Below are 5127 nucleotides of genomic sequence, written 5' to 3' on the forward strand. Positions count from 1 at the left end.
TTCTGCGCCCCGAGCCGGGCGGTGCGCGGCGCCTTCGGCTGGGTGCTCGCGGCGGCGCTGGCCCTCGGCGCGTGGACCCAGTCGGGCACGCTCGGATACGTCCTGCCGCGCTCGGCGCTGCCCGCGCCGGTCGCCGCCAAGTACCGGGAGCCGTGGCCGGGTTACCACTGGATCACGCCCTGGGTGAGGTACGGGGACGTGGTGCTCGCCAAGCAGTGGCCGGCCCGGCAGATCCCGGCGTACGGGGCGTACACGGTGGCCCCCGGGTATCCGGACTTCTTCCTGGGCGACGAGCAGGAGCGGGTGGCGGCGGTGCGCATGTACTTCGCGTCGGACGCGTCGCGGGCCCGGCGCCTCGACGTGCTGCGGCGCTACGACGTGCGGTGGGTCGTGGCGTACCCCGGCGACGGCGGGCTGCCGCTGGAACGGGTCGCCGTGGGCCCGCGCGGTCAGATCCTGTACCGCGTGCCGCGGTAGCGGAGACTCAGCGCGAGAACTTCGCGACGGCCGCCGCGGTGACCGGGGTGAAGAAGTTGACGAGGTTGCCGTCCGGGTCGCGGAACAGCAGCGACCGGTTGCCCCACGGCATCGTGGTGGGTCCGGCGACGACGTCCGTGAGGTGGCCGGAGTCGGTCAGGTTCCGGTGGACGCGGTCCACGTCGTCGACGAGGAACTCGGTGATCACGCTCTGGTTCCGCGCCGGGCGGGCCGAGCCGGGCGCGAACAGCGGGACGGTGCGGGTGCTCGCGAGCGCGAGCGTCGCGGTGGGGGTGGCGAGCTCCGCGAAGTCCTCGGTGGCCCACGTCGCCCGGACCCCGGTGACGTGCTCGTAGAAGGCGACGAGGCGGGCGAGGTCGTCGGTGATGATGCGGATCGAGACGAAGTTCATGGGGTGGCTCCGAGCGTGCGGGTGGGAGGGGGCGGGGCGCGGACGGTGTCGTACCGGTGCTGCGCTGTGCTGTGCACGTTAGGAGAGATAGAGGACAGATTCGGTCCGGTATCGGCCGTAGGCTGGAGACATGTCCCGTCCCGCCGCCCGCGTACTGACACTTCTGGAGCTGCTGCAGTCGGGCGGCACCCGCACCGTGGCCGAGCTGGCCGAGCGGCTCGGCGTCGAGGGACGCACCGTGCGCCGCTACGTGGGCCGGCTGATCGACCTCGACGTCCCCGTGGAGTCGGTGCGCGGCCGCTACGGCGGGTACCGGATCGCCCCGGGGTACCGCCTGCCCCCGCTCATGCTCGGCGACGACGAGGCGCTGGCCGTGCTGCTCGGCCTGATCGCCGGGCGCCGGACGGGGCTGACGGCGGCGGGGCGGACCGCGAGCGAGACGGCCTCGGCCAAGATCCGGCGGGTGCTGCCCCGGCACGTCGCCCGACGGCTCGACACGCTCCTGGAGTCCCTCGCCTTCACCGAGCAGCCGGGGGAGCGGGCCACCCCGGACGCCGGGGTCCTGCTCACCGTCGCCGACGCGGTCCGCCACCACCGGCCGGTCTCGATGCGCTACACCGACGGCGACGGGCGGCGCAGCGAACGCACGCTGCACGCCTACGGGATCGTCTCCCACGCGGGGCGGTGGTACGTCACGGGCCGCGACGACGACAGCGGCGAGGACCGGACCTTCCGGCTCGACCGCATCGCGGACGCCCGGACCCTGCCCGGCTCCTTCGAGCCGCCCGAGGACGTGGCCCCGGCGGAGCGCGTGCTGACGGGCTTCGCCACGGCCGCGTACCGGCACGAGGTGACCCTGCGCGTCCACGGCACGAAGAAGCGGATCCGCGCGCACCTTCCGGCCAGTGTCGCGCTCCTGGAGGAGGACGAGGAAGAGCCCGTGGTGGGGGCCGTCCGGGAGCGCGAGGTGTGGTGGCGCGTCCGGCTGCGGGCGGAGCGGCTCGACTGGCTGCCCCCGGTGCTGGCCGCGCTGGACCGCCCGTTCGTCGTCGAGGGCCCCGACGAACTGCGCGACCTCGTGGCCGCGTTCGCGGAGCGCCTCGGGTCCTACGCGCGGGCCAGCCGCACCGCCTGACGGACCTTGCGGGCCACCGGGCTGCGTCCCACCCGGCGCGCCACGGGCCGCACCACGCTCGCCGTCAGCCCCACCGGCTCCCACCGCACCTGCAACCGTCCCGCGCCCCTGCCCTCGGGCTCCACCGTCACCCGGTGCCGGGAGACCTCGGCGGTGAAGGCCGGGAAGTCGAGGGGGGCCAGCAGCAGGCCCGTGTTGCGCAGGCCTCCGGGGGCCTGGAGCTGGAGCAGGGGGTGGCGGGTGCCCTCGAAGCCCTGCGGGGGCAGCGCCGCGGCGGCGACGTCGAGCCGGACCCGGCCCTCGAAGACGCCGGGGCGCACCGGGTCGAGGCGGAAGCGGACGGTCATGCGCCTGCGGCCCGGGGAGATGACCAGCGACGCGACCTGCGGGCCGACCGGCAGGCGCAGCCCGGGGTCGTAGGTGCGGATCAGCAGGTCGAGGCAGGCCGGTCCGGCGGCCCGCTCCAGCGAGACGATCTCGTGCCGGAACTGGGCCCGGGGGAACGGCCGCGCCTCCAACGCCAGGTCGGACAGGGCAAGTTCACGACGGCCCCGCGCGGTCTCGGGGACCTTCGTGCCCCAGTAGACGACCCCGGCGGCGTCCGGGACCGTCGCCCGCGGAGCGACCTCGTGGCCGAGGCCCCGCGCCGCGAGCCGTGCCTCGTCGAGGCGGCCGTCGCGCACGAGCTGCAGCACGACCCGCTCGGCGCGCGGCAGCCGGGCGAACGCGCCCGGGGCGAGCCGATCCAGGTACGGGTTCACGATCCCGGCGAAGTCCGCCAGCCACGCGTCGTCCCGGTACGGCAGATCTCCCGCGTACATGCGGAAGTCGTGCTTGAGGAACTTGTGGTCCTTCGCCTCGCGCAGCGCCGCGCTGTACCCGCCGTGCACCAGGAAGTCGTCGATGAGTTCCTGTACGTGGACGCGGTCGCGGACGTTGGTCAGCTTGTGGCGCTGGTTGGAGATGGAGGCCGCGGTCTCCTCGGCGTACGGGGCGATGTACCAGCGGTACACCGGCTCCGGGACGATCGTGAAGGCCTTCGCGAGGCAGTAGGCCTGCGCGGAGAAGAGCTGGTCCTCGTAGTGGATGCCCTCGGGGAAGCGCAGGCCGTGCCGGTCCAGGAAGGCGCGGGCGTACATCTTGCTGGTCGACAGGTGCTCGAAGAACAGGCCGGGTTCGGCCTCGATGCCGTTCACCGTGCGGCGCTCGGCGACCAGGTGCGGCATCCACACGGAGGTGCGGCCCGTGTCGACGCGGACCCGCTCCACCGCGCCCATCGCGAAGTCGATGTCGGGGCGCTCGCGGTGCGCGCCGAGCAGCAACTCGATGGCGCGCGGCGGGAGTTCGTCGTCGCTGTCGAGGAACATCAGGTACGGGGCGCGGGCGATGTCGAGCGCCCGGTTGCGCGGGGCGCTGCACCCGCCCGAGTTCTCCGGGAGGCGGAGATAGGTGATGCGGTGGTCCGCCGCCGCCAACTCCCGTGCCACCTCGGGGGTGTGGTCCGTCGAGTGGTCGTCGCTGATGACGATCTCGATGTTCTGGTGGGTCTGCGCCTGGAGCGAGGCGACCGCGCGCGGCAGGCGCTCCGCGTCGTTGAAGACGATGACGGTGACCGTCACGTCCGGGGTGAACGCCATCAGCGGGTCGCCTCCTCGGGCGTGGGGGCGGGGGTGCGGGCGGACACCGGCACGACCGGCGGCAGGTCCTCCTCGGGCTCACCGAGGAAGACCCGGCGCACGACCCGCTCGGCGGCGTGCCCGTCGTCGAACTCGCAGAAGCGGCGCCGGAAGTGCGCGCGGACCTTCGCGGACGCCTCGTCGCACCACGCGCCGGTGACGAGCAGTTCCGTCAACTCCTCCTGCGTGCGCGCCACATGGCCCGGCGGCTCGGCCATCAGGTCGAAGTAGGTGCCGCGGGTCTTCGCGTACGTCTCCCAGTCGTCGGCGTAGCTGATGATCGGGCGGTCCAGGTTGGCGTAGTCGAACATGATGGAGGAGTAGTCCGTGATCAACGCGTCCGAGGCCAGCGCCAGTTCCTCCACCGGGTCGTATGCGGAGACGTCGACGACCCGGCCGCTGCGGCGCAGGCTCGCCAGCGGGGAGGCGGCGCCGCCGTAGAAGTAGTGGCCGCGCACCAGCAGGACGGTGTCGTCGCCGAGCCGCTCGGCGAGGGTCGCCAGGTCCAGGCGCGGGGTCCAGCCCGCCTCGTAGTCCCGGTGCGTCGGCGCGTACAGCAGGGCGCGCCGGCCGGGGGCGATGCCGAGCCGGTCGCGGATCGCGCGGATGTCGGCGGCGCCGGCGCTGTAGTAGACGTCGTTGCGCGGGTAGCCGTGGTCCAGTGACGCGTAGTGCGAGGGGTAGGCGTGCTCCCACATGCGGGTGGAGTGGCTGTTGGCGCTGACGCTGTAGTCCCACTTGTCGATGCGGGACAGCAGCGCGTCGAAGTCGAGGCCCTTGGAGGCGGTGGGGTAGTCGAGCTGGTCGAGGCCCATCTTCTTCAGCGGCGTGCCGTGGTGGGTCTGGAGGTGGACCGTGCCGGGCCGTTTGACCACCGCGTTCGGGAAGTTGACGTTGTTGGTCAGGTACGTGGCGCGGGCCATCACCTCCCAGTAGCGGCGCGTGCCGGGCACGACGTGGTCCGTGCCGGGCGGCAGGAGCGGCTCCGTCGCCCGCGACACGACCCACACCGGGTGGATGTGCGGGGCGAGTTCGGCGAGCTTCGCCGCGATCGCGCCCGGGTTGCAGGCCACCCCGCGGTCCCAGTAGGCGGAGAACACGGCCAGGTCCGGGTCGAGGGGCTCGCGCAGGGCGCGCCGGTAGTGCAGGTCGTGGACCTTCGCGCCGAGCTGCTTCTTGCGGGCGCGCACCGCCGTCCTCAGGTCGCGCCGCCGGTGGTTCGCGGCCTGGAACGCGCGGTACTTCGTGTACGCGTCCTCCTCCAGCAGGCGCCGCCGGACGCCCTCCAGGCCGCCGGGCCGCCGGTACCCCTCGGGCCGCCACCGCACGGCCGCCGCGGACGCCCGGTGGAAGAACGCCCGCGCCACGGCGTCCGGCATCGCCTCGCGCGCCACGACGCGCATGCACTCCGTCGCCATCAGGTCGTA

The 5127-nt window shown here is 73.7% G+C and carries 4 protein-coding genes and 1 pseudogene; 2 read left to right on the plus strand and 3 right to left on the minus strand.

Annotation, left to right across the window (positions count from 1 at the left end; genetic code table 11):
• A pseudogene (locus G3I40_RS35610) lies at nt 1-477 on the plus strand (hypothetical protein); the annotation flags it as partial.
• 7 nt (nt 478-484) lie between these two features.
• Here G3I40_RS35610 and G3I40_RS35615 read toward each other — a convergent pair.
• Complete coding sequence (locus G3I40_RS35615) at nt 485-889, minus strand: VOC family protein (protein WP_164558972.1); 405 nt, start codon at nt 887-889, stop codon at nt 485-487.
• Nucleotides 890-1019: 130 nt separating this feature from the next.
• Between G3I40_RS35615 and G3I40_RS35620 the strand changes: the two genes are divergently transcribed.
• Complete coding sequence (locus G3I40_RS35620) at nt 1020-2024, plus strand: YafY family protein (protein ID WP_164558973.1); 1005 nt, start codon at nt 1020-1022, stop codon at nt 2022-2024.
• Here G3I40_RS35620 and G3I40_RS35625 read toward each other — a convergent pair.
• Both G3I40_RS35625 and G3I40_RS35630 read right to left on the minus strand, forming a co-directional pair.
• Complete coding sequence (locus G3I40_RS35625) at nt 1997-3661, minus strand: glycosyltransferase family 2 protein (RefSeq protein WP_164558974.1); 1665 nt, start codon at nt 3659-3661, stop codon at nt 1997-1999. The two genes, G3I40_RS35620 and G3I40_RS35625, sit on opposite strands and share 28 nt — an antisense overlap.
• Nucleotides 3661-5127: CDP-glycerol glycerophosphotransferase family protein (locus G3I40_RS35630; protein ID WP_164558975.1), on the minus strand; the 1467-nt coding region annotated here is incomplete at its 5' end. The genes G3I40_RS35630 and G3I40_RS35625, both read right to left, overlap by 1 nt.

The organism is Streptomyces sp. SID14478 (assembly GCF_010548525.1).
Classification (GTDB): domain Bacteria; phylum Actinomycetota; class Actinomycetes; order Streptomycetales; family Streptomycetaceae; genus Streptomyces.

Bases quoted from the DNA above. Each gene is read 5' to 3' on its own strand.
- G3I40_RS35615 (WP_164558972.1), bottom strand. From the start codon at position 889: ATGAACTTCGTCTCGATCCGCATCATCACCGACGACCTCGCCCGCCTC.
- G3I40_RS35620 (WP_164558973.1), top strand. From the start codon at position 1,020: ATGTCCCGTCCCGCCGCCCGCGTACTGACACTTCTGGAGCTGCTGCAG.
- G3I40_RS35625 (WP_164558974.1), bottom strand. From the start codon at position 3,661: ATGGCGTTCACCCCGGACGTGACGGTCACCGTCATCGTCTTCAACGAC.